Raw genomic sequence first — 17,582 nt, forward strand, 5'->3', positions numbered from 1 at the left:
GGTAAAGACGGCTCAATCGCCGTGGGTGGACCGCACCCCGCGCCCGCACACTGGCTGCATGTTCACTCAGCCGATCGAAACCATCGCCGACATCGTCATCCCGGACACCCCGCTGGTGCGCGAGGTCACCGAGTACATTCGCGAGGCCGAAGACGATCTGCTCTTCGACCATTCCCGCCGGGTGTTCCTGTTCGGTGCGCTGCAGGGCCGGCGCCGGGGACTGCAACCGGACCTCGAATTGCTCTACGTCGGGGCCATGTTTCACGACCTCGGTCTCACCGAGCGCTACCGCAGCTCCACCCAGCGCTTCGAGGTGGACGGCGCCAACGCGGCGCGCGATTTCCTCCTGCAACACGGCGTCGACAAGGCCGACGCCCACAAGGTGTGGCTGGGCATCGCGCTGCACACGACGCCGGGAATTCCCGAATTCCTCGAACCCGAAATCGCCTTGGTCACAGCGGGTGTCGAGACCGACGTGGTCGGCGTCGGCCTCGAGGCCCTGGACCCGGAAGCGGTCGACGCGGTGACTGCCGCCCACCCGCGTCCCGACTTCAAGAACCGCATCCTGGCGGCCTTCAACGACGGCATGAAGCATCGCCCCGCCACGACTTTCGGGACGATGAACGCCGACGTGCTGGCGCACTTCGACCCCACTTTCAAGCGCTGGAACATGGTCGACCTCATTCTCAGCAACGGCTGGCCCGAATAACGGAGAGGAGCGGACAAATGGAGATCCACGAGGCGCTGTACACCACCAGGATGATGCGGCGGTTGCGGCCGGACCCGATCCCGCTGGACGTGCAGGCCCGCATCCTCGATGCGGCCGTCCGCGCACCCAACGGCGGTAACACCCAACGCTGGCACTTTGTCGCGGTCGACGATCCCAAACTCATCCACGAGTTCGGCGAACTGTTCCGGCAGGCCCGCGCGCTGGAATACGAGAAGTTCCGCACGGGGCAGGGACCGATGGTCGTGCCCGGGCCCGGCGCGGACCTCAGCGCTCACGCCGAGACGATGCGCCGGATCAAGGGCTCCGGCAACTACCTGGCCGACCACTTCGACGAAGTTCCCCTGCTGCTCTTCGTGTTCGCGATCGACGATCTCGGCGGCGCCAACATCTACCCCGCAATCTGGAGCGCCCTGCTCGCCGCCCGCGCCGAGGGCATCGGCGGCGTCATGACGATGGTGCTCAACAACTTCCGGGACAAGGTGAACGAGATGCTGGGTGTGCCCGTCGAGGAAGGCTGGAAGATGTCGGCCATGCTGACCCTCGGCTACCCACTGGGCAAGTGGGGCGTGGCGGCCAATCGCCGCCCCGTGCACGAGGTTTCGTCCCGCAACAGCTGGGACGCGCCGTTCGGTGTCGAGGTGCCGCAACCGCTATGGTCGCCTCAAGACGACATGACGACCGGCCTGGCCGCCGTGGGATGAAGCCGAAAACGGGAGGGTGAGCAGATGGTCGAGGCGAATGGCATCCCGGTCACGGTGGTGCAGCCGGGTCAGGGTGACTACGTAGCCCTGCCCGGTTTCGGCGCGGTGTTCAAGCTGTCCGGCAAGAACAACGGGGGCGAGGTCTCCATCGTCGAGCACCCGTTCGAAGTCGGCCTGCTGACCGCGGCGCACCGGCACACCCGCGAGGACGAGCATTCGATCGTGTTGGCGGGCGAGATCGGGTTCCGCTCCGACGACAGCGAGGTGGTTCTCGGTCCGGGTGGCTACATCACCAAGCCACGCGGGCAGATGCACGCGATGTGGAACGCCGGCACGGAGCCCGGCCGGATCATCGAGATCATCACCCCCGGCGGATTCGAGAACTACTTCCGCGAGCTCGGTGAGCTGCTCGTCGAACACGCGAACGACCCCGTCGGCAAAGCCCTGCACGAGCTGCCCGAATTCGGCGAGCTGGCAGACAAATACGGGCTGACGTACGGGAACCCGGAGTGGATGGACGACATCGCGCGGCGATACGGGCTGAACCCGCCGTCGCACTGAGCCCCCCTACCCGGCGGCCTCCTTGTCGAACTCCGAGGCGATGTCGCGGGCGACGCGCTTGAGCAGGGGGGTGACCTCGGTGGCGGATTTCAGCGTGACGCGCGCCGCGGGGCCCGAGATCGAGATCGCCGTCAACGACGGCGCGTCGGGCACGGGCACGGCGAAACACCGCACGCCCACCTCCTGCTCGCCCTCGTCGACGGCGTAGCCGCGTGACCGGCACAACTCGATGTCCCGGAGCAGCTCCTTGGGGGTCGTGTGGGAGTTCTCGGTCGCGGCGGGCATCCCGGTTCGTGCCACCAGGGCGCAAACCGCGTCGTTGGGCAGCTGCATGAGCAGCGCCTTGCCGACGCCGGTGCAATGCGGGTAGACGCGGCGGCCCACCTCGGTGAACATCCGCATCGAGTGCGGCGAGGGCACCTGCGCGACGTAGACGGCCATGTCGTTGTCCATCAGCGCCATGTTCGCCGTTTCACCGGTGCGCTCCACCAGCTCGAGCAGGTGCGGCCGCGACCAGGTACCGACGAGGTGCGCCGCGCTCTCGCCGAGCCGGATCAGCTTGGGCCCCAACGAATAATGGCGGTTGGGCAGCTGCCGCAGGTAACCCATGCCCAGCAGGGTGCGCGCGAGCCGATGGATGGTCGGCGCCGGCAGGTCCGCCCGCGTCGCCAGGTCGCCGAGCGCGCCCGTACCGCCCATGGTCGCCAGGATCTCCAGCAGCTCGAACGCCCGCTCTACCGACTGAACGCCGCCCGTACGTGCAGCTTCGCGAGCCATCACCGCTTCCGATCCAGCCCCGAGGGCCCGTCATCCCGCCTGCGCTTTTTCGTATCACGAAATTGGCGCCGGCAGCAAGCAGCCCGCCGGTCAGTCGGAGGGCAGCGTCGCGAGCTCGTCGTATTCGGTGATGTTGTCGATCTCGGTGCCCATCGCGATGTTGGTGATCCGCTCCAGGAACACCTCGACCACAACCGGGACCTTGTGTTCGCGCGCCAGTTGTTGCGCCCGGCTCAGCGCCGGGCCGATGTCGGACGGCTCGGTCACCTGAATGGCCTTGCAGCCCAACCCTTCCACGACGCTGCGGTGATCGACGCCGTATCCCTTTGGCAGGTCGGTGTCGCCGGATTCCTGGGCGTTGATGTTGTCGAAGGCCAGCGAGACGCAGTAGTCCATGTCGAAATTCAGCTGGGCCTGTCGGATGAGCCCGAGGTAGGAATTGTTCACCACCACATGGACGTAGGGCAGGTTGAATTGCGCGCCGACGGCGAGTTCTTCGATAAGGAATTGGAAGTCGTAGTCACCCGACAGCCCGACAACCGTGGCGGTCGGGTCGGCGGCGGCCACGCCCAGCGCGGCGGGCACCGTCCATCCGAGCGGTCCCGCCTGACCACAGTTGATCCAGTGCCGGGGCTTGAACACTTTCAGGAATTGGCCGCCGGCGATCTGCGAGAGGCCGATCGCCGTGACGTAGCGGACGTCGCGGCCGAAGGCGCGGTTCATCTCCTCGTACACGCGCTGCGGCTTGATCGGAACGTCGTCGAAGTGGGTCTTGCGGTGCAGGGTTTCCTTGCGATGCCGGCAGGCGCCGACCCATCCGCTCCAGTCCGGCAGCGAGCCGGCGGCGGCCCGCGCCGCCCCGAGCGCCACCAGCAGCTCCAACGCCGCTTTGGCGTCCGAGACGATGCCGAGGTCGGGCGCAAACACGCGGCCGATCTGGGTGGGCTCGATGTCGATGTGCACGAAGCGACGCCCGCGCCGGTAGGTGTCCAGCCCGCCGGTGTGGCGGTTGGCCCAGCGGTTTCCGATCCCGAGCACGAAATCGGACTCGAGCATGCTGGCGTTGCCGTAGCGATGCGCGGTCTGCAGCCCGACCATGCCGGCGGCCAGGGGATGGTCGTCGGGGATCGCGCCCCAGCCCATCAGCGTGGGCACGACGGGGACGTCGAGCACCTCGGCCAGCTCGACGAGCAGGTCGCACGCGTCGGCGTTGATGATGCCCCCGCCCGCGACGATGAGCGGGCGCCGCGCCGTCTGCAGCATGTCGAGCGCCTTGTTGATCTGCGCGGGGCCGGCACACGGTTTGTAGACGGGCAGCGGGGCGTAAGCCGTTGGGTCGAAGTCGATCTCGGCGAGTTGCACGTCGATGGGCAGGTCGATCAGCACCGGGCCGGGCCGGCCCGACCGCATCAGGTGAAACGCCTGGGCGAACGCGCCGGGCACCTGCCCGGGCTCCAGCACCGTCATGGCCATCTTGGTCACCGGCGCCGCGATCGACGCGATGTCGACGGCCTGGAAGTCCTCCTTGTGCAGCCTGTTCACCGGCGCCTGCCCGGTGACCGCCAGGATCGGGATGGAATCCGCGCTGGCCGAATACAACCCGGTGATCATGTCGGTTCCCGCCGGGCCGGAGGTGCCGACGCAGACGCCGATGTTGCCGGGCGCGGCGCGGGTGTAACCCTCGGCCATGTGGCTGGCGGCCTCGACGTGGCGGGCCAGCACGTGCCTGATCCCACCGTGGGCGCGCATGGCCGAATAGAAGGGGTTGATCGCCGCGCCCGGCAGGCCGAACGCCTGTGTGGCACCCTCGATCTCGAGAATCCTGACGGCCGCGTCGACCGTGCGCATCCGCGTCATGGCGCTAACTTTCCCCGCGTCCCGACAGCCGCTCGACGCCCAGCAGCAGGCCCGAGTGATCGAGCGCCCCGTCGCCGTTGGCGAGCGCGGACGCCATCAATTGAGCCACGACGGCGCCCAGCGGGATGACGACGTCGACCTCGCGGGCCGCGTCGGTCACGATGCCCATGTCCTTGTGGTGCAACTCGATCCGGAAGCCCGGGTCGAAGTTGCGGGCCAACATCTTCGCGGCCTTCTGATCGAGGACCGCCGAGCCGGCCAGGCCCCCGCCCAGCACCTTGATCGCCGCGTCGAGGTCCACCCCGTAGGCCCGCAGGAAGGTGATCGCCTCGGCGAGGAGTTCGATGTTGCCCGCGACGATCAGTTGATTGGCGGCCTTGACCGTCTGACCCGCCCCGTTGGGGCCGACGTGGACGATCGTCTTGCCGACGGCCTCCAAAATCGGCTTGGCTGAGTCGAAGTCACGGTCGATGGCCCCGACCATGATCGACAGCGCCGCGTTCTGGGCGCCGGCCTCCCCGCCGGAGACCGGGGCGTCGATCATGCGCAAGCCCCGCCGCCGCGCCTCCTCGGCCAGCTCCCTGCTGACGTCGGGGCGGATCGAGGAGAAGTCGATCACCAGGGTGTCGGGCTGGGCGTGCGCGAAAACCCCGCCATCCGAGGACAACACGTCGCGCACATCGGGGGAGTCCGGAACCATGACGGCCACCACGTCGGCGTCCTTCACCGCCTCCGCGATCGACTCCGCCGCGACCCCGCCGGCTTCTACCAGCGCGGCGGCGCGCTCCGGCGAACGGTTGTAGCCGACGACCCGGTGGCCGGCACGGGCCAGGTGGCACGCCATGGGGCTGCCCATGATGCCCAACCCGATGAACGCGATGGTGCTCATTTGCTCCTCATTCCCGCTTGTAACGCAAGGGATTCGATGTTGACGCCGCCGCGGCCCCGGTCGGTAGCCGGCAGCCAGTCGAAGGTGTCGGGCCGGCTGGGCTTGTACTCCAGGCCGATGTACCCGTCGTAGCCGCGGTCGAGCAGTATTCCGACGTATTTGTCGAGCGCGATCTCGCCGGTGCCCGGTTCGCCGCGACCGGGCGCGTCCGCGATCTGGACGTGGCCGACCCGGTCGGCATGCGCGTGCAGCGCGGCCGCCACGTCGTCGCCGTTGACGTACAGGTGGTAGAGATCGGCCAGCACGCGCAGGTTTTCGTACCCCGACCGGCTGCGCACGCGCTCGACGACCCGGACCGCGTCCGCCGCGGTCCGGACGGGGTAGCGGGGCGCGCCGCTGACCGGTTCGATCAGCACCGTGGCGCCGATGCGCTGAGCGGCCTGGGCCGCATACGCGAGGTTCTCGGCCGCCACGTCGTCTTGGGCCGCCGGCGAAAAATCCTCGATGCGGTTGCCGTACAGCGCATTGAAGGCCCGGGTGTCGAGCGCCTTCGCGATCTCGACCGCGACGTCGACGCTGTCCCGGAACGCGGTCACCGACGCGGGGTCGGACACGATGCCCCGGTCGCCGGCCGGCATGTCACCCGCCGCGAAGTTCAGCCCGCTCAGCTGGACGCCGGCGTCGCGGATCGCGCGGACGAACGGATCCACGTCGCCGTCCGGCGGTGCCGCCTCGGCGAACGGCCACCAGAATTCCACCGCCGCAAAGCCCGCCTCCCGGGCCGCCGCCGGCCGCTTGAGCAGGGGCAGGTCGGTGAACAGGATCGAACAGTTCACCGTGTAAGTCGCAGGCGACACGGCACTCCCCTCCCACAGTCATTTCGTAATGCGAAATAGATAAGTCGAATACTGGAATCAGTGAAGGCCCCCCTCGGGCCCGTTGTCAACCGGCGCGGAGTCGGTTTTCCGGTGATGGCCGGTCAGGCGCGGTGAAGTTGGGGAAAGGACTTACTGACAACCGAGGTTTCCTTTGACAGTCAAACGTGAGCCATGCCACGGTGAAAAACGCGAAATGAAAATTCCGACATACGAAATGGAACTCGCCAATGACGGCACTGGACGAACGCGGCGGTGACGTGCTCACCGGCATCCCAGACGTGCTTGTGCTCACCGACCCGGACGTGGTCGAGAGCTATCGACAAGATCGGGCCAAGGATCCAGACGCCGGGCGCCCGTTGGCGGTGGTGCGCGCCCGGAGCACGGAGGACGTCCAGGCGGTGCTGCGCTGGGCCAGCGCTTCCGGCATCCCGGTCGTGCCCCGCGGCGCGGGCTCCGGTCTGTCGGGCGGCGCCACGGCCGTCGGCGGCGGCATCGTGCTCACCACCGAGCTGATGCGCGGCATCGACGTCGATCCCGTTACGCGCACCGCGGTGGTGCAGCCGGGGCTCATCAACGCCGACGTCAAACGAGCCGTCGCCGAGCATGGTCTGTGGTATCCCCCCGATCCGTCGTCGTTCGAGTTCTGTTCCATCGGCGGCAACGCCGCGACCAACGCCGGGGGCCTGTGCTGTGTGAAGTACGGCGTGACAACCGATTACATTCTCGGGCTGGAAGTGGTCCTGGCCGACGGGACGGTCGTGCGCCTCGGCGGGCCGCGCCTCAAGGACTCGGCTGGCTTGTCGCTGACCAAGCTGTTCGTGGGCAGCGAGGGGACGCTCGGCGTCATCACCGAGCTGACGCTGCGCCTGCTGCCGCCGCAGCCGCCGGCCAGCACCGTGGTGGCGTCGTTCGCCTCGGTGCGCGATGCGACCGAAGCGGTCTGCAACATCACCCGGGTCATGCGGCCCGCGATGCTCGAGTTCATGGACCGCACCGCGATCGCGGCGGTCGAAAGCCACCTCCGGATGGGCCTGGATCTCGGCGCCCGGGCGATGCTCATCGCCCAGTCCGACTCGCCCGGCGACCGGGAAAACGAAATGGCCTTCATCGCCCAGGCTTTCACGCACGCCAACGCCACCGACGTGTTCGCCACCGACGACCCGAAAGAGGGCGAGGCCTTCACCGCCGCGCGGCGATTCGCCATCCCGGCCGTCGAGCGCCTCGGTGACCTCCTGCTCGAAGACGTCGGCGTGCCACTGCCGGCGCTACCGGCGCTGATCGAGGGCATCGAGGCCATCGCGGACCGGCGTGGCATCGTCTGCGCGGTCATCGCCCATGCCGGCGATGGAAACACCCATCCGCTGATCGTGCACGACCCGGCCGACGCCGACCAGTCTCGGCGCGCGCACTTGTCCTTCGGCGAAATCATGCACCTGGCAATCGAACTCGGCGGCACCATCACCGGCGAGCACGGCGTGGGCCGGCTCAAGAAGGCCTGGCTGCCGGATCAGGTGGGCCCCGACGTGATGGAACTGACCCGGCGCATCAAGGCGGCCCTGGATCCGCAGAACATCCTCAACCCCGGGGTGGTGCTCTAAATGTTTCAGCCCGACTACACGCCCGTCGCCCATTCCCTCGGGTGGAGCGCCGCCGTCGCGGCGGTGCCGCTGGTGATCATGTTCGTCCTGCTGGGCGGCCTCCGGGTGCGGGCGCCCATCGCGGCCGCCGTCGGGGTCGCCACGGCGGCGCTGATCGCGTGGGGGGTCTATCACATGCCCGCGGCCCAGGTCGCCGACTCCGCCGCGCTCGGGTTCGCCTACGGCATGTTTCCCATTATGTGGTTGGTGCTCAACGCGATCTGGATCTACAACCTGACCGTGCAGACCGGCCATCGCGACGTGTTGTGCAGGTCCATGGCGTCGATCTCGCCGGACCATAGGATTCAGGCCGTCATCGTGGCCTTCTGCTTCGGCGCGCTCATCGAGGGCCTGGCCGGCTTCGGGACCCCGGTGGCCATCACGTCGCTGATGTTGGTCGCGCTGCGCTTCTCGCCGCTGAGGGCCGCCGCCGTGGCGCTGGTGGCCAACACCGCCCCGGTGGCCTTCGCCTCCTTGGGGATTCCGATCGTCGCGCTGTCGGGGGTGACCGGGCTGCCCCTCGACACGCTCGGCGCGATGGTCGGGCGGCAAACCCCGATCCTGGCGTGCATCGTCCCGTTCATCCTGATCTTCATGGTCGACGGCCGCAACGGCCTCAAGCAGGCGTGGCCGGCGGCCGCGATGGGCGGCGGCGTCTACGCGATCGTCCAATTCCTTTGCTCCAACTTCTTTTCCGTCGAGCTCACCGACATCGCCGGATCGATCATCAGCGCCGGTTCCATCGTGCTGCTGCTTCGGGTCTGGCGCCCGAAGGTCCCGCTGGACGGCGCGGAGGTTGCGGGCAGGAGCGAAACCGAAGGCGCGGCAGGGCCGTTGAGTCGCCCGCACGCCGTGCTTCCGAATGGATCGGTGCTGACCGCAAAGCCGGCGAGCGGGGTGCGCGACGAGGTGACCGACTCCCGCAAGGACATCCTGCTGGCGTACGCGCCGTACGTGATGGTCACCGTGATCTTCTCGCTGTCGATGTGGAAGCCGTTCACCGCGCTGCTCAAGCGCGGCGGTACCAGCGTCTCCTGGCCCGGCCTGCACGTCGCCAACGCCGCGCACAAGGCCTCGCCGCTGACCACCTACAAGCTCGACTTCCTTGCCGCCGCGGGTACGTTGCTTCTCGTCAGCGGCCTGCTCACCATGCTCGTGCTGCGCACTTCCCCGCGCCAGGCGGGACGCGCGTACGCGCAGGCGGCGATCCAATTGCGCAGCGCCGCAATCACCGTCGGATTGGTGCTGGCGCTCGCCTATCTGCTGAACCTGTCCGGCGAAACCACCACGCTGGGCCTGTGGATCGCAGGCGCCGGCGGCCTGTTGGGGATCGTCTCGCCGATCATCGGCTGGCTGGGGGTCACGGTCACCGGTTCCGACACCTCCTCCAACTCGCTCTTTGGGGTGCTGCAGGTCAGCGCGGCGCACGCGGCCGGTCTCAGCCCGACCCTGCTGGCGGCGGCCAACTCGTCGGGCGGCGTGATCGGGAAGATGCTCTCGCCGCAGAGTCTGGTCATCGCCACCGCGGCGGTGCAGATGAAGGGCAAAGAGGGCGACCTGTTCCGCACGGTGCTCAAGTGGAGCCTGCTGTTGCTGGCGCTGATGTGTGTCCTGGTGTACCTGCAGAGCACCCCGTGGCTCGGCTGGATGGTCGTTTGATGGGCGGCCACATCGTCCTGGCGCCAGACAAGTTCAAGGGATCGTTGCGGGCGGACGAGGCCGCGCGGGCGATGGAGCAGGGCGTGTGGCGGGCCGACCCGCGGGCGACCATCGTCGCTTGCCCCGTCGCCGACGGCGGGGAGGGCACGCTAAATGCCGTCCTGGCCACCGGGTTTGAGCGGATGCCCGCCTATGTCAGCGGACCGACCGGTGCGGGGGTGCACACCGCCTACGCGCGCAGGGGCAGGCGCGCGGTCATCGAGCTGGCCGACGTGTGCGGCCTGCAGCGGCTGCCGTCCGCGACGCCCGCCCCGATGACCGCCACCACCTACGGATTGGGCAGCATGATCGGCCGCGCGCTCGACGACGGTTGCCGCGACATCGTCGTCACCGTCGGGGGCAGCGCGAGCACCGACGGCGGCGCCGGCATGCTGGTCGCGCTGGGTGCCGAAGTCCTTGACCACCACGGGAACTCGGTCCCGCCCGACGGTCACGGTCTGGCGCGGGCCGATCGGCTCGACCTGAGCGGGCTGCATCCCGCGATCGGGCGGAGCGCCTTCACGCTCGCCGCCGATGTGGACAACCCGCTGTGCGGCGCGAACGGTGCCGCGATCGTCTACGGGCCCCAGAAGGGAGCCGACGGCGACCAGGTGGCCGCGCTCGACCGCGGCCTGTCCCGGTGGGCGGACATCGTCGACCGGGCGACCGGTACCGACTGCCGAAACCAACCCGGCGCCGGCGCCGCGGGCGGCGTCGGCTTCGCGGCGCTGTCCGTCCTGGGTGCCCGTATGCGTCCCGGCATCGAAATGATCCTCGAACTCATCGAGCTGGACCGAAACCTGTTGGGCGCCAGGGTGGTATTGACCGGGGAAGGTTCGCTCGACGTCCAATCCCTGCGCGGCAAGGCGCCCGTCGGCGTGTCCCGGCGTGCCCACCGGCACGGCGTGCCGACGTTCGCCATCGCCGGGGTGTCGACCCTGACCGGCGCCCAGGCTCGCGCGGCCGGCTTCGCCGCCGTCCGCACCCTGAACGAATTGGAGCCCGACCTTCGGCGCTGCACCACCCACGCCGCCGGCCTGCTGACGCGGGCCACCGAAGCGCTGATCCGGGAATCCACGCCGCGCCAGGGAGGAAACGATGAGTGAGCCCTACTACGACGAACGCACGGTGTTGCACTGGTACGACTTCGCCTGCCCGTTCTCCTATGTCGGGCAGCACCGGACGGCCATCCTCGTCGAGGCGGGGTTCGACGTGGTCCTGCTGCCGTTCCAGGCGCACCCGGGCATGCCGCCCGGCGGCGTGCCGATGAGGTTCGGCCACGGGCCGAGGCACGCGCTGATCGAACGGCAGGCCCGAGCGGTGGGGATGCCCCTGCACTGGCCCAGGCGGATGCCGCACAGTCGCAGGGCGCTGGCCGCCGCCGAGTGGGCGCGGCTCAATCAGCCCGACGCGTTCGCCGAACTGCACCGCCGGCTGTTCGACGCGCACTTCGTTTTCGGCGAGGACATCGACGACCAGGCCGTCGTCGACCGGCACGCCCTCCTGGCCGGGGTCGACGTGGGCCGCCTGCACGCCGCCCTGTCCGACGGCGGCGCGGCGGCGTCCGTCGCCCAGGCCGAGTGGGTCGCGCGGCACCGCGGCGTCGACGGCACGCCGGCGTGGCTGGTCGACGGGCGGTTGATGGTCGGCCTACAGCCCGCGCGCGACTTCGCGCGCCTCGGCGAGCTGACCGCGCGCGTGCGCCGGTGAGAACGGGCTGGTCAGGCGGCGATTTGGCCGCCGCGACGCGCGTTCGGTAACCTGTCATTTACCAACGCGGGGTGGAGCAGCTCGGTAGCTCGCTGGGCTCATAACCCAGAGGTCGCAGGTTCGAATCCTGTCCCCGCTACCAGGTGAAATGGCTCCCGGAGATTTCTCCGGGGGCCATTTTCGTGCCCGCTGGGACGCTTACCCGCGTCCGGGCTCGTCTTCGGCGGGGGAGTCGCCGTCTTCGGCCAGGTGGCGCAGGACTCGTTCGTTGAGGGCGGCGAGCATGTCGAGCTCTGCCGGGGTGAGCAGGTCGATGAAGTTCCGGCGGACGTCCTCCACGTGCCCGGGCGCCGCCTTCTCGATGGCGGCGCGGCCGGCAGGCAAGAGGCAGACCATGGTGCTCCGGGCGTCGCCGGGGTTGGGCTCGCGACAGATCAGCCCGGCCTTCTGCATGCGTCGCACCTGGTGGGAGACACGGCTCTTCTCCCAGCCGAGCGCGTTACACAGGTCGCGGGCGGGCATGCGGTCCCCGTCGTGACTGGAGAGCACCGCCAGGATCTCGTAGTCGGCCCCGGACAGACCCGATTTCTGCAGGCCCCGGTTCAGGTGCACATCGAGCTGATGATGCGCATGCTGGAAGGCCCGCCAGGCGCGGTCTTCACCAGGGTTCAGCCAGTTCGGTTCCATTAGCTCCCATGTTAACCGATTGGTTGACGCGTCACCAAAATATCCCTAAGGTAGACACGTCAACCTTTCGATCATCGCTTTCCAGGGGGAACCTCCATGAGCAGCATCAGCATCATCGGCACCGGCAACATGGCCCGCGCCATCGGCGCGCTGGCGGTAGCGGGCGGCAACACCGTCGAGGTCATCGGCCGCGACCCGGCCAAGGCGGCCGACCTGGCCAAGGTCCTCGGCGGCGGCGCCACGACGGGAGAGTTCGGGGCCGTCCCGGCCGGGGACATCGTCATCGTGGCCCTGTTGTACGCCGATGTCGTTCCGGTCGTCGCCCGGTACGGAGACGCCCTCGCGGGCAAAGTCATCGTCGACATCAGCAACCCCTTCAATTCCGCCGCCGACGGGCTGGCCATCCCCGACGACACCTCGATCGCGCTGGAAGTTGCCAAGGCGGCCCCGGCCAGCGCCAGCGTGGTGAAGGCGTTCAACACCATCTTCGGTGTCGTCCTGTCCAAGGGCCGGCCCCTCGACGTCTTCATCGCCGGCGACGACGCGCGCGCCAAGGCGGGCGTGGCGGAGTTCGTCGAGAGCCTCGGGCTGCGTCCGCTGGACGTCGGCGGCTTGAACATGGCGCATTGGCTGGAAGGAACGGGCCTTGTCGTGATGGGCCTCGCCCGCCACGGGGTGGGGAGCTTCGACTTCGCCCTCGGCGCCGCAGTTCCGGGCTGAGCCGGGCTGCCGAGGGTTCGAGCCGTGAATCAGCAAGAGCGCCGTGCACCCAAATAATGGTTGATGGATCATCTAAAGAATTTTGGAGAGGATTTCCGCGATGAAGCTCGGTTTCGCACTTCCCATAGTCGGGCCCGCTATCACCAGCGCCGCGGGTCTGAGCGCGTTCTGCCGCGGACTCGAGGACCTTGGCTACGACACGCTGTGGGTCGGCGATCGGCTGGTCACGCCGGTCGACATGCACAGCACCTATCCGGGCAAAGAGCAGCCGTACCCGGCACAAATGACGCGTTACCTCGATCCGGTGCTGCTCTGGACGGTCGCCGCGACCGCGACCAGCCGGGTGCGGCTCAACGCCAGCACGCTCAGCACGTTTTACTACGAGCCGGTGCACCTGGCCCGGCTGCTGACCACGCTCGACGTGCTCAGCGACGGCCGCCTCGACGTCGGCGTGGGAATCGGGTGGATGAAGGACGAACACGACATCGCCCGTAGCGCGGACTGGCGCCGGCGCGGGCAGATGCTCGATGACCTGCTGGCGTTCCTCCGCGAGTGGTGGACGACGACCCCGGTGTCCTGGGATAGCGAGTTCTTCTCGCTGCCGCCGGTCCATGCCGACCTGCGTTCGGTCCAGCCCGGCGGCCCGCCCATCTGGATCGGCGGTGCGAGCGAGGCCGCGATGCGCCGGGTCGGCCGCAGCGGCGTCGGTTGGCTCGGGGTGGAGGGGCTGCAGGACGAGGTCACCGACCACCTGTGGTCGATTGCGCGCCGTGCGGCGAAGGACGCCGGCCGCGATCCTGACGCGCTGAAGACGGCGATGCGGATCAACCTCGAACCGGGCACGTCCGTTGACTCGGTTGCCGTCAGGCTCGAGCGCCTCGCCCAGTCGGGGGCTGATGAGGCGATCCTGGATGCCTTCGCAATGTTTCCCACCCTCGACCAGATGCTCGACTTCGCCGGCCAGGTGATCGATCGATGGGGTAATGATGGGAAAGCTTGACGGCAAGGTAGCGGTGATCACCGGTGGATCAAGCGGGATGGCGGTGGCTGGTGCCAAGTTGTTCGTCGACGAGGGAGCTCACGTCTTCATCTCGGGTCGGCGGCAGGAAGCGCTGGATGAAGCCGTCGAGCTGATCGGCCGGAACGTGACGGGCGTGCAAGCGGATTCGGCCAACCTGGACGATCTGGACCGCTTGTTCGACGCGGTCGGGCGGGAAAAGGGCGCCGTCGACGTGTTGTGGGCCAGTGCCGGGATGGGTGAGCCGCGCAAGCTTGGCGAGATCACGGAGCAGCACTTCGATGCGACTTTCGGGCTGAACGCACGCGGCACGCTGTTCACGGTGCAGAAGGCCTTGCCCCTGTTCAACGACGGGGGCTCGATCTTCATGACCGGGTCGATCGCTTCGGTCAAGGGTTTTCCTTCCTGGAGTGTGTACGCGGGCAGCAAGGCTGTCCTGCACGCCTACGCGCGCGTGTGGTTGAACGAGTTGAAGGGCAGGAGGATTCGGGTCAACGTGCTGACCCCGGGGCAAGTCGCCACACCGATACAGGAGCAGCTGTTCGACGAGGAGACCAAGGCACAGTTTGAATCCCTGATCCCGCGGGGAAAGATGGGCCGCCCTGAGGAGATCGCGACGGTCGCCCTGTTCCTCGCCTCGGACGACTCGAGCTATGTCAACGGTATGGAGTTGATTGTCGACGGCGGCACCACGGCAGTCTGACTACGCACTGTTCGGATCGATGCTCGGCCTAGCGGCTCTTTTGTAGTCTGCCGGTGAACTCGTCGACGAGAAGTTGGAGACGCTCCGACTCGTACTCGGGGCGCAGCCGTCCGGTACGGCCCAGGGTGACCAGGCCGTGCAGCGCGGCCCAGAACACTTCGGTGAGCGTGTCTGCATCCTGTTCACCGGCGACAGCGCCGACCGCTTGATGCAACGCGGAGAAGGCCTCCATCAGCTGGGGCGGGGTGTCCTGGGCGGCGAATTGCAAAGTGGTCGTGCGGGTAAACATCGCGTCGTACACCGCCGGGTTGTCGCGGGCGAAATCCAGGTAGGCGCGTGCCACCCGGGTCAGGGTGTCACCGGCCGCGCCGGTGTCGGAATGGGCGGCCCGGATCACTTCGGCGAGTTCGGCGAACCCGTCGAGGGCGACGGCGTCGGCGATCTGTTCCATGCCGGCGAAGTGCTTGTACAGCACCGGCTGGCTGTACTCGATCTCGGTGGACAGCCGACGGGTGGTGACGGCATCCCAGCCCTCGGCCTCGGCCAGCCTGCGTGCGGTTCCGACGATCAGCCGCCGGCGGGCGGTCCGTTCGCGCTCACGACGATCCTCGATGGGCATGGCCCAAGATATCACGGCTATAAAGACTAGCAATGCTATTGACGCAGACCCGGCCGAAGGGTTAGCGTTGCTAACACCTACCACCGAGGGGAGCTACGAAATGAACTTGGACGACATCACCCGGGCCGCGGCGCTGATCGCGGTGCTGGGCACCGCCGCGGTCTATGGCACCGACGTGTTTTGCGCCATGGTGATGCGACCGGCCCTGGCGTCGCTGGACAACGATGCCCTGGTCGCGGTCATGGGACGGGTGCACCGGTACGGAGACCGGCGCATGCCGGTGCCCGGGGTGCTCGGCGTCGTGGCCGCGGCGGTGAGCGCGGCACTGGCCGCGGTCTCCGCGCACTGGGCGCAGGCGATCGCGGCGGGCGCCGCGCTGGTCCTGCTGGTGGTGTGGCTCGTGCTCTACACCCGGATCAGCGCACCGATCAACCGGCAGATGACGGCGGCCAGCGACGCGGGCCACGTGCTCCCTAACGGGATTGCGCTGCAGGCGAAATGGGACTCGATCATCGCCGTCCGCGCGACGCTGCAAGGTCTGGCGGTGGCGGCCCTGTGCGCGGCGCTGGTGCTCTGATGCCAACCGAATTCGACTGCGAGGAGACCGATTCCGATGTTTCAGCTCAGGATCTACACGCTGCGATCGCCGGAGGCTCTGCACCAATATGCGACGGTGCACTGGGCGCGGCACCTGCCCACCTTCGAGAAGTTCGGGGTCGCCACGCACGGTGTCTGGACCGAGCGCGGCGGCGACGCGAACCGACTCGTCGCGCTGATCGGCTACCCCGCGGGCGCCGACCCCGACCAACTCACGCGCCACATCATGGCCAGCCCGGAGTTCGCCGCCGACATGGCCGGCTTCGACGTCGAGGACATCGTCGATGTCCAGACGAGACTGCTTGACCCGACACCGTTTTCACCAATTCGCTGACGAAACTCTAGGAGTGCTCGACATGACCGTCATCGCCATCATCGGCTACGTCCTCGCCGGCCTGCTCGCCGCGGCCATCATCTTCATCGGCGCCCGCTTCCTCGCCGCGCCGCGCGTCGCGGCCGCCGGCTACGGCGTGGTACCCGATCTGGACCAACCGGGTGCGGGCGCCTACCTCAGCGTCAAGGGTGTGCGCGACATCGCCTCGGGGCTGTTCGTCATCATCCTGATGATCGCGGGCGCGACCCACCTCGTCGGCTGGGTGATGTTGGCCGCCACGATCATTCCGGTTGCCGACGCCGCCATCGTGCTGCGCAACGGCGGCTCCAAGTCGGTCGCCTGGGGTGTCCACGGCGGGACCGCCGCCGTCATGCTCGTCACGACCGCGCTCCTGTTGGTGTCCTGAGCGACGACGCCGGTATGGCGACGATCACATAACACCCGGGGAATTGCTTCGATATCGAAGCGAGTTGTAAGCGGCGTAACTGCTTCGAACTCGAAGCAACCGACCAAGGAGGGACACCATGAAGGCTGTGCGGTACCACGAGTACGGCGGTAGCGACGTTCTGCGATACGAGGAGGCCCCGCGCCCGGTGCCGGGCCCGCAGCAAGTGCTGGTGAAGGTCGCTGCCACCTCGTTAAACCCGGTCGACGCCGGCATCCGCGGGGGCTATCTGGCCGAGGTGTACCAGGTCAGCTTCCCGCACACTCCCGGCGTCGACGTGGCGGGGACCGTAGCCGAGCTCGGCGAGGGCGTGACGGGCTGGAAGGCCGGCGACGCGGTGGTGGCGTTCCTGCCCCTGGACGCCGACGGCGCCGCCGCCCAGTACGCGCTGGTGCCGGCCGACTCGCTGGCCGCCGCCCCGATGTCGGTCCCGCTGGCCGATGCGGCGGCCCTGCCCGAACCGGCGCTGACCGCATGGCAGGCCCTGTTCGAGATCGCCGGGCTCACCGCCGGGCAGTCGGTGCTGATCAACGGGGCCTCGGGTGCGGTCGGCGGCTACGCCGTTCAGTTGGCCAAGCAGGCCGGCGCAGTGGTGACCGCGACCGCCAAGGCGCGCGACGCCGAGCGGCTGCGCGGCCTGGGTGCCGACCGCATCGTCGACTACATCGACTACACCCACTCGCCGATCGACGTCGAGGGTGGGCCGTTCGACGTGGTGCTCAACCTGGTCAGCACCACCGACGAGCAGACCGAAGCCCTCATCGGCGTGGTCACCGACGGCGGATTCCACGTCGGCACAATGGTTTTCGGACCAGAAAACCCGGGCCGGGGAGTGCGCTCGCAGCGGGTCTTCGTCCGCAGCGATGCCGCCCAGCTCGCCGCCCTGGTCAGTCGCGTCGACGACGGTCAACTGCGGATCGAGGTCGCCGATCGCCGCCCGCTCGAGCGGGCCGCGGCCGTGCACGCCGACTCCGACGCCGGCCACCTGCACGGCAAGACCATCCTCATTCCGGCCGAGTAA

General features: G+C 68.4%; 20 protein-coding genes and 1 tRNA gene. 15 read left to right on the top strand and 6 right to left on the bottom strand.

What is annotated here, in order from left to right:
- Positions 1-58 precede the first annotated feature (58 nt).
- The 3 genes from AC5Y2S_RS16905 to AC5Y2S_RS16915 are packed head-to-tail and all read left to right on the top strand — an operon-like array spanning position 59 to position 1,992.
- Positions 59-709: an HD domain-containing protein gene (locus AC5Y2S_RS16905; RefSeq protein ID WP_499957225.1), complete on the top strand. Its 651-nt coding sequence runs from the start codon at positions 59-61 to the stop codon at positions 707-709.
- 17 nt (positions 710-726) lie between these two features.
- Positions 727-1,431 carry a nitroreductase family protein gene (locus AC5Y2S_RS16910; protein ID WP_499957226.1) on the top strand — a complete coding sequence of 235 codons (705 nt, stop codon included), beginning with the start codon at positions 727-729 and terminating at the stop codon, positions 1,429-1,431.
- A gap of 24 nt (positions 1,432-1,455) precedes the next feature.
- On the top strand, positions 1,456-1,992 hold the full coding sequence (locus tag AC5Y2S_RS16915; RefSeq protein WP_499957227.1) for a cupin domain-containing protein: 537 nt from the start codon (positions 1,456-1,458) through the stop codon (positions 1,990-1,992).
- Between the two features lie 6 nt (positions 1,993-1,998).
- Here AC5Y2S_RS16915 and AC5Y2S_RS16920 read toward each other — a convergent pair whose 3' ends face one another.
- The 4 genes from AC5Y2S_RS16920 to AC5Y2S_RS16935 all read right to left on the bottom strand — a co-directional run bounded on the left by AC5Y2S_RS16920 (position 1,999) and on the right by AC5Y2S_RS16935 (position 6,372).
- Positions 1,999-2,769, bottom strand: a complete 771-nt coding sequence (locus tag AC5Y2S_RS16920) for an IclR family transcriptional regulator (RefSeq protein ID WP_499901363.1) — start codon at positions 2,767-2,769, stop codon at positions 1,999-2,001.
- Between the two features lie 90 nt (positions 2,770-2,859).
- Positions 2,860-4,626 carry a glyoxylate carboligase gene (gene gcl, locus AC5Y2S_RS16925; protein ID WP_499957228.1) on the bottom strand — a complete coding sequence of 589 codons (1,767 nt, stop codon included), beginning with the start codon at positions 4,624-4,626 and terminating at the stop codon, positions 2,860-2,862.
- A gap of 4 nt (positions 4,627-4,630) precedes the next feature.
- Positions 4,631-5,515 (bottom strand): 2-hydroxy-3-oxopropionate reductase, encoded by an 885-nt coding sequence (locus AC5Y2S_RS16930; RefSeq protein ID WP_499957229.1) that lies wholly within the window; start codon positions 5,513-5,515, stop codon positions 4,631-4,633.
- Positions 5,512-6,372: a hydroxypyruvate isomerase family protein gene (locus AC5Y2S_RS16935; RefSeq protein WP_499957230.1), complete on the bottom strand. Its 861-nt coding sequence runs from the start codon at positions 6,370-6,372 to the stop codon at positions 5,512-5,514. Before AC5Y2S_RS16935 ends, AC5Y2S_RS16930 begins: the two co-directional genes overlap by 4 nt.
- Before the next feature lie 248 nt (positions 6,373-6,620).
- On the opposite strand from AC5Y2S_RS16935, the gene AC5Y2S_RS16940 reads away from it, so the two are divergent.
- The 5 genes from AC5Y2S_RS16940 to AC5Y2S_RS16960 all read left to right on the top strand — a co-directional run bounded on the left by AC5Y2S_RS16940 (position 6,621) and on the right by AC5Y2S_RS16960 (position 11,580).
- Positions 6,621-7,991 (top strand): FAD-binding oxidoreductase, encoded by a 1,371-nt coding sequence (locus AC5Y2S_RS16940; protein ID WP_499957231.1) that lies wholly within the window; start codon positions 6,621-6,623, stop codon positions 7,989-7,991.
- Positions 7,992-9,689, top strand: coding sequence for an L-lactate permease (locus AC5Y2S_RS16945; protein WP_499957232.1), 1,698 nt, complete (start codon positions 7,992-7,994; stop codon positions 9,687-9,689).
- Complete coding sequence (locus AC5Y2S_RS16950) at positions 9,689-10,834, top strand: glycerate kinase (protein ID WP_499957233.1); 1,146 nt, start codon at positions 9,689-9,691, stop codon at positions 10,832-10,834. The genes AC5Y2S_RS16945 and AC5Y2S_RS16950 overlap by 1 nt, the downstream gene beginning before the upstream one ends.
- Positions 10,827-11,438, top strand: coding sequence for a DsbA family oxidoreductase (locus AC5Y2S_RS16955; protein ID WP_499957234.1), 612 nt, complete (start codon positions 10,827-10,829; stop codon positions 11,436-11,438). Before AC5Y2S_RS16950 ends, AC5Y2S_RS16955 begins: the two co-directional genes overlap by 8 nt.
- A gap of 65 nt (positions 11,439-11,503) precedes the next feature.
- A tRNA-Met gene (locus AC5Y2S_RS16960) sits at positions 11,504-11,580 on the top strand.
- A 56-nt stretch (positions 11,581-11,636) separates the two neighbouring features.
- Here the strand turns inward: AC5Y2S_RS16960 and AC5Y2S_RS16965 are convergent.
- Positions 11,637-12,125, bottom strand: coding sequence for a MarR family winged helix-turn-helix transcriptional regulator (locus AC5Y2S_RS16965; RefSeq protein ID WP_499957235.1), 489 nt, complete (start codon positions 12,123-12,125; stop codon positions 11,637-11,639).
- Positions 12,126-12,221: 96 nt separating this feature from the next.
- Between AC5Y2S_RS16965 and AC5Y2S_RS16970 the strand changes: the two genes are divergently transcribed.
- The 3 genes from AC5Y2S_RS16970 to AC5Y2S_RS16980 all read left to right on the top strand — a co-directional run bounded on the left by AC5Y2S_RS16970 (position 12,222) and on the right by AC5Y2S_RS16980 (position 14,566).
- A complete protein-coding gene (locus tag AC5Y2S_RS16970) occupies positions 12,222-12,845 on the top strand; it encodes an NADPH-dependent F420 reductase (RefSeq protein WP_499957236.1) in 624 nt (207 codons plus the stop codon).
- A 100-nt stretch (positions 12,846-12,945) separates the two neighbouring features.
- The gene (locus AC5Y2S_RS16975; RefSeq protein ID WP_499957237.1) at positions 12,946-13,845 is read left to right on the top strand and encodes a TIGR03619 family F420-dependent LLM class oxidoreductase; all 900 of its coding nucleotides are present in this window, start codon (positions 12,946-12,948) and stop codon (positions 13,843-13,845) included.
- Positions 13,832-14,566 (top strand): SDR family NAD(P)-dependent oxidoreductase, encoded by a 735-nt coding sequence (locus AC5Y2S_RS16980; protein ID WP_499957238.1) that lies wholly within the window; start codon positions 13,832-13,834, stop codon positions 14,564-14,566. Before AC5Y2S_RS16975 ends, AC5Y2S_RS16980 begins: the two co-directional genes overlap by 14 nt.
- A gap of 28 nt (positions 14,567-14,594) precedes the next feature.
- On the opposite strand, the gene AC5Y2S_RS16985 is transcribed toward AC5Y2S_RS16980, so the two are convergent.
- Complete coding sequence (locus AC5Y2S_RS16985; RefSeq protein ID WP_499957239.1) at positions 14,595-15,185, bottom strand: TetR/AcrR family transcriptional regulator; 591 nt, start codon at positions 15,183-15,185, stop codon at positions 14,595-14,597.
- Between the two features lie 100 nt (positions 15,186-15,285).
- Between AC5Y2S_RS16985 and AC5Y2S_RS16990 the strand changes: the two genes are divergently transcribed.
- The 4 genes from AC5Y2S_RS16990 (at position 15,286) to AC5Y2S_RS17005 (ending at position 17,582) form a co-directional block, all read left to right on the top strand.
- Positions 15,286-15,762, top strand: a complete 477-nt coding sequence (locus tag AC5Y2S_RS16990; RefSeq protein WP_499957240.1) for a DUF1772 domain-containing protein — start codon at positions 15,286-15,288, stop codon at positions 15,760-15,762.
- Positions 15,763-15,798: 36 nt separating this feature from the next.
- Positions 15,799-16,116 (top strand): NIPSNAP family protein, encoded by a 318-nt coding sequence (locus AC5Y2S_RS16995; protein WP_499957241.1) that lies wholly within the window; start codon positions 15,799-15,801, stop codon positions 16,114-16,116.
- A gap of 22 nt (positions 16,117-16,138) precedes the next feature.
- Positions 16,139-16,522, top strand: coding sequence for a DUF4267 domain-containing protein (locus AC5Y2S_RS17000; RefSeq protein ID WP_499957242.1), 384 nt, complete (start codon positions 16,139-16,141; stop codon positions 16,520-16,522).
- Positions 16,523-16,640: 118 nt separating this feature from the next.
- A complete protein-coding gene (locus AC5Y2S_RS17005; RefSeq protein WP_499901342.1) occupies positions 16,641-17,582 on the top strand; it encodes an NADP-dependent oxidoreductase in 942 nt (313 codons plus the stop codon).

The organism is Mycobacterium sp. NGS69, from assembly GCF_059812165.1.

Excerpts from the sequence above, each read along its gene's own strand:
- AC5Y2S_RS16975 (WP_499957237.1), top strand. The coding sequence starts at position 12,946 with ATGAAGCTCGGTTTCGCACTTCCCATAGTCGGGCCCGCTATCACCAGC.
- AC5Y2S_RS16985 (WP_499957239.1), bottom strand. The coding sequence starts at position 15,185 with ATGCCCATCGAGGATCGTCGTGAGCGCGAACGGACCGCCCGCCGGCGG.
- AC5Y2S_RS16950 (WP_499957233.1), top strand. The coding sequence starts at position 9,689 with ATGGGCGGCCACATCGTCCTGGCGCCAGACAAGTTCAAGGGATCGTTG.
- AC5Y2S_RS16920 (WP_499901363.1), bottom strand. The coding sequence starts at position 2,769 with ATGGCTCGCGAAGCTGCACGTACGGGCGGCGTTCAGTCGGTAGAGCGG.
- AC5Y2S_RS16995 (WP_499957241.1), top strand. The coding sequence starts at position 15,799 with ATGTTTCAGCTCAGGATCTACACGCTGCGATCGCCGGAGGCTCTGCAC.
- AC5Y2S_RS17000 (WP_499957242.1), top strand. The coding sequence starts at position 16,139 with ATGACCGTCATCGCCATCATCGGCTACGTCCTCGCCGGCCTGCTCGCC.
- AC5Y2S_RS16980 (WP_499957238.1), top strand. The coding sequence starts at position 13,832 with ATGGGAAAGCTTGACGGCAAGGTAGCGGTGATCACCGGTGGATCAAGC.
- AC5Y2S_RS16905 (WP_499957225.1), top strand. The coding sequence starts at position 59 with ATGTTCACTCAGCCGATCGAAACCATCGCCGACATCGTCATCCCGGAC.
- AC5Y2S_RS16955 (WP_499957234.1), top strand. The coding sequence starts at position 10,827 with ATGAGTGAGCCCTACTACGACGAACGCACGGTGTTGCACTGGTACGAC.
- AC5Y2S_RS16915 (WP_499957227.1), top strand. The coding sequence starts at position 1,456 with ATGGTCGAGGCGAATGGCATCCCGGTCACGGTGGTGCAGCCGGGTCAG.
- AC5Y2S_RS16965 (WP_499957235.1), bottom strand. The coding sequence starts at position 12,125 with ATGGAACCGAACTGGCTGAACCCTGGTGAAGACCGCGCCTGGCGGGCC.
- AC5Y2S_RS16945 (WP_499957232.1), top strand. The coding sequence starts at position 7,992 with ATGTTTCAGCCCGACTACACGCCCGTCGCCCATTCCCTCGGGTGGAGC.
- AC5Y2S_RS17005 (WP_499901342.1), top strand. The coding sequence starts at position 16,641 with ATGAAGGCTGTGCGGTACCACGAGTACGGCGGTAGCGACGTTCTGCGA.
- AC5Y2S_RS16930 (WP_499957229.1), bottom strand. The coding sequence starts at position 5,515 with ATGAGCACCATCGCGTTCATCGGGTTGGGCATCATGGGCAGCCCCATG.
- gcl (WP_499957228.1), bottom strand. The coding sequence starts at position 4,626 with ATGACGCGGATGCGCACGGTCGACGCGGCCGTCAGGATTCTCGAGATC.
- AC5Y2S_RS16910 (WP_499957226.1), top strand. The coding sequence starts at position 727 with ATGGAGATCCACGAGGCGCTGTACACCACCAGGATGATGCGGCGGTTG.
- AC5Y2S_RS16940 (WP_499957231.1), top strand. The coding sequence starts at position 6,621 with ATGACGGCACTGGACGAACGCGGCGGTGACGTGCTCACCGGCATCCCA.
- AC5Y2S_RS16990 (WP_499957240.1), top strand. The coding sequence starts at position 15,286 with ATGAACTTGGACGACATCACCCGGGCCGCGGCGCTGATCGCGGTGCTG.
- AC5Y2S_RS16970 (WP_499957236.1), top strand. The coding sequence starts at position 12,222 with ATGAGCAGCATCAGCATCATCGGCACCGGCAACATGGCCCGCGCCATC.